The following is a 3,935-nucleotide window of genomic DNA, read 5'->3' as shown; positions in this document are numbered from 1 at the left end:
GCCCAATCCTGAAGGTGAGATTGTCAACCTTTCGGATTTAAGAGGAAAGTACGTGATGGTGGATTTTTGGGCTGGCTGGTGTAAGCCTTGTCGTGATGAGAATCCCAATGTGGTAAGACTATACGAGAAATACAAAGCAGATGGGTTTGAAGTATTCGGTGTATCACTCGATAGAACGAGAGAAATGTGGACAAAAGCCATAGAAGAAGATGGCTTAACTTGGACGCAGGTTTCCGATTTAAAATATTTTAATTCCACCGCTGCTGCCACTTATCAGATCAATGCGATACCAGCTACCTATATGATAGACCCTGATGGTAATATTATGGCAAAAGATTTGAGGGGTAAATCCCTGGAAAGGAAACTTGCCGAAATATTCGATTAAATGAAGAAATTACCGTTAAAATAAACATTCCTGAATTTCGGAATATAATGATATATTAGCATTTTATTCGATTATAAAATCAATTATAAGCTAATAGTGGATTTTGTGAAATTATTAGCTTTATTTGAAAGTCTTTACTTAATAAAATTAACTGAAGATATTTTAAACTGAGTAAATTCAAACCAACTTTAGTGCCGTTCATTACTTAAATTGTGCAGATTAAAATAGAAGCAAATTTTAAAAATACTTAAAAACAATCATCTACCTAAAGTAAACGCCTTGGAGTTTGGGGAATTAAACTACAATTTTTCCCCACTCTGAATGGCCTTTACCATTAACTTAAAAACCATTCAATTCTTATGAAAAAAAGGAACCTTAAATTCCCCTTGACGCGGTCACTGACTGTTATGCTATTCGTTTTATTAGCTATGGGAGCTTGTAAAAGCAAGAAAAAAGTGGTTGAGGCTGCGCCTGAACCCGTACCGGTGGAAGAACCCGCCCCTCAACCAGAACCGGAACCTCAGCCCTCAGCAGAGGAAGTTGCCGTTGGGAAATTAGAAAATTATTTCAACGCAGTAGCAAATGCTTCTAACGTTCAAAGTGCTAACAATACCATCAGAGAAGCTTTAGGGATGTTTTCAAATCAGAATACCCCTGTTTTAATTGTAATTCACGAAGAGTCAGGTACAAAAGACTATGATGAACCAACGACCATAGAGAGGTACCTAAACTATCTTAAAGACACCAAGAAAAATCTAAACTTTATCAGCGATATCAGAATGGATGGATCAGGAAAAGTTACAGAATTAGAATTAAGAAGAAGATAATTTAATAAAAAAATAGAAAGTAAGTTATTATGAAAAAATACATTCCATCCCTGCTTATCTTTTTCCTGGCAACAAGCATCTCCGTTTTCGCTCAGGATGAAAGCATTAGTCCTCAAAGAAAGCAAGCAATTGACTCTCTTGCCTTAGAGAAAGTTAAAGATTTAAGTAAATATATCAGTATCATCGGAAGCAAAGAAACGCAGTTTTCTGAAGCTACGAGAGTAATGGATAGAGCAGAAGAATTATTTGCTCCTGATGCTGAAATGGGCGTTTCCTCTGTCAATACCAATGAGGTGGCTTATTACAAAATCAGAAGGTACTTCGAAAGACTAATGGCACTAAATTATGATAGAGTGAACATTAGCTGGTATGATATCCACTATATTTCCGACCTTGAAAGACAGCCTGACGGAAGGTATGTAGGTGTAATCACCATATACCAAAGATTTGAAGGTACTTCTCAGGAAGCCGGATTGAATTATAGAGATACCACCAAGAAGGATATAACCATCTATGTGGAGAAAAAACAAACCCAGATTTCAGGTAGAACCATTGAGTTTTGGGATGTGTTGTTGGGAGATGTGAGAGTGACTGAAACATCAGCATGAGAATAGTATTTGCAACGTTAATTACAATAATCTTATCAATTTTTTCCGCGCCGGGGCAGACTTTCGATAGCTCCGGCCGGATTGTTGATGATGGCAGATTCGCTGCCGCTACCAAACAAGTCAATCAATTTTTCAGACGATTTAATGCAGAGGAAAGCAAAGAAGGTGATGTAAGGTATAACCCCGGGGATGAGAAATACCACGATCTTGCCCTTAGAAAATCTTTTATCAATATCCTTTTTGACAATGAAACCTCAGGGATTAGCAATGAGCTTAAAAGAGAGTTTATAAGTCATGTTACTTCCGAAACTTACCCCCAATATCTAAATTTTCACGGCGGAGACTGGTTCGCAGAACTTAATACTGTTTTTACCTATAATGGTAAAAGACAAGATGTGGTACTGTTTTTGAAGTTACAGCCTCAGGGTTTGGGATACGAGTGGGTTATAGACAATGTCAATTTCCCCCCTTTTACAGCTGTATTTGATAAGCCCAAAGGAGATGAGAAAAAATTTCTTCACCCTTTAAGCCATGAATTAGGTTTTATGAACCTAAGGAAGGCTATCGTAGACAACCCAAAACCGGAGTCCTATACCCCGGATGGTTTTCAACCAGATTACCTTACATTATTTCTTTATGAAATAAAAAGTAACAGGTTGAAATTTGAAACAGTTAAGGACACCAAATTCCACTTTTTTCAAATTGACAAATGGTACTTTGAGTTAGGTCAGTTTAATAGACCCGGATTTAATACCGGTTGGTTGATCGCCAATTTGATGAAGTTAGAGGAAGGTGACAAAGAAATTATATTGAACTATATCTATGACAGGGATTAAAGTAAATGCATTTATCCTGATTTTATTTTTTTGTAATGCTCCATTGATACTAGCTCAGGACCTTGGAGGATATACCAAACAGGAAATCAAAGAATTTGGCCAGCAGGCTGAAGATCAGGTTCGTTTCTTGCAGTATTTCCTAAATACAGTGGGTAGTGGTGAAACCTCTGCCAGGGACAAAGATGTAATAATTAGGGAAAGCTATAAGAAAATATTCAGGGATGAAAATGTGCAAATTGAAGATGATTTACTTCTTGATAGACAGGTTATTACCAATAAAAGTATAGTTTCTTACCTAAAAGACATTGAATTCTTTTTTAAGGATGCTGCTTTCGAGTTCAAAATAAAAGAGGTAAAATCTAAATTGAATGACAACGATGAGTTGTTTTTTGAAATATCTCTGGACAGAACCTTAACAGGCCTGGGGCTCGAAAATGAAAGCATTGAAAACACAAAACCTCGGTACGTAGAAATTAATCTGGACCGAGATTCTAATGAACTAAAAATAGCAAGTATTTATACTACCAAGCTGAGTAGGGATGATGAGCTATTGGAATGGTGGAGCACGCTTTCCTTGGAGTGGGAAACCTTGCTAAGAGAAAAATTTGACATAACTGAAGATTCTGTAGCGCTGGATATGCTCTATAAGATATCTGCCTTAGATACCTTAGACCTATCAGGTAACAAGCTTCTGGTAGATATAGCACCTATTCACGTTTTTAGAGATTTAAAGTACGTTGACATTAGCCGTACTCAGATCAAAGAGCTGAGCCCTATTAGCAATATTACTTTCCTTTCTTATCTGGATATCTCCAACACGCCCACGGATGATATACAATTTATTAAGTATTCAGATAAACTAACTTACCTTAATATCTCCGGGACCAAGGTGACCAATATTGATGAATTGACAAGCCTTAAAAACCTTAACACTTTTAAAGCTGCCAAAACACCTTTAATGGGATTTGGCGTATTAGAGAATTTTAAAAATATTGAAATCCTAGACCTGGAGGAAAGTGGTTTCAACAATATTGAAAACCTCAAAAACTTAACGCAACTAAAAGTTCTAAACATTAAAGGCAACTATCTGATTAATTTTGGCTTTTTATCTGAGCTAAAGCAATTGAAGGAAATAAATCTTGAAGAGACCAATATATTAGATTTGTCTCCTCTGGCATCTTTGCCTTCACTTTGGCGGGTAAATATCAATGGTACGGAAGTTAGCCAATTGGATCCTATTAATGGTTCTGGATCTATTAAACGGGTGTATGCTGATAGA

Annotated in this window: 4 protein-coding genes and 1 pseudogene; all 5 read left to right on the top strand. The window is 36.6% G+C overall.

Annotated features, from left to right (window positions below):
* On the top strand, positions 1 to 385 hold a 385-nt coding region (locus AAC037_RS21125), incomplete at its 5' end, for a TlpA disulfide reductase family protein (RefSeq protein WP_339905412.1).
* 359 nt (positions 386 to 744) lie between these two features.
* Entirely contained in the window at positions 745 to 1,212 is a 468-nt protein-coding gene (locus AAC037_RS21120) for a nucleoid-structuring protein H-NS (protein ID WP_339905411.1), read from the top strand.
* A gap of 29 nt (positions 1,213 to 1,241) precedes the next feature.
* Complete coding sequence (locus AAC037_RS21115) at positions 1,242 to 1,820, top strand: hypothetical protein (protein WP_014018714.1); 579 nt, start codon at positions 1,242 to 1,244, stop codon at positions 1,818 to 1,820.
* Entirely contained in the window at positions 1,817 to 2,656 is an 840-nt protein-coding gene (locus AAC037_RS21110) for a hypothetical protein (protein WP_339905410.1), read from the top strand. The genes AAC037_RS21115 and AAC037_RS21110 overlap by 4 nt, the downstream gene beginning before the upstream one ends.
* Positions 2,643 to 3,935: pseudogene (locus AAC037_RS21105) on the top strand (leucine-rich repeat domain-containing protein); the annotation flags it as partial. The gene AAC037_RS21110 and the pseudogene AAC037_RS21105, both read left to right, overlap by 14 nt.

Source organism: uncultured Cyclobacterium sp., assembly GCF_963976465.1.
In the GTDB taxonomy this organism is placed as follows: Bacteria; Bacteroidota; Bacteroidia; order Cytophagales; family Cyclobacteriaceae; genus Cyclobacterium.
This window is presented reverse-complemented; position numbering and strand designations above follow the sequence as displayed.